The organism is Methylobacterium sp. J-026, from assembly GCF_022829585.1.
GTDB lineage: Bacteria > Pseudomonadota > Alphaproteobacteria > Rhizobiales > Beijerinckiaceae > Methylobacterium.
The window spans coordinates 1-400 of the sequence record NZ_JAKSYC010000273.1 but is presented as its reverse complement, the minus strand read 5'-3'; the positions used below and the strand labels follow the sequence as shown (position 1 = coordinate 400).

At 64.8% G+C, this 400-nt stretch carries 1 protein-coding gene; it reads left to right on the top strand.

Going from position 1 to position 400, the window contains the following annotated elements:
- Positions 1-199: 199 nt before the first annotated feature.
- The coding region (locus MKK69_RS23590; RefSeq protein ID WP_243971899.1) for a hypothetical protein at positions 200-400 on the top strand (201 nt) is incomplete at its 3' end.

Here is a 400-nt window from a genome sequence, read left to right as displayed (position 1 = left end):
GTGCGAGCAGACTGGCCTGCCCCCTGGAAAGTGGTCCTCCCTGAGGTATGGCTTCGAGCCATGTGGAGGATGTTATCATGGGACGGAAGAAGCATACGGCTGAAAAGATTGTCGCCAAGCTGCGCCAGGTTGATGTCTTGGAGTGGGTCGTGAGCCTGATGCGCCGCGAGGGGCAGCTACCCCGATCGGAGCCAAAGCTATGAGCATCATCGACCTGGAGCGCCGCCTCGCCCGCATTGAGGCTAGCCGCCGCGGGGGTGCCCCGACCGCACTCCTGACGGATCACCCGATCGGCGACGTGGCTGGTGACCTCGCCGCGGCCGACGCGCTCACGAACTGGCAACGCTGGGCTGCCCAAGGGAAAGCGACCGTAAACAACGGCGTGCTGTGCCTCACCGGC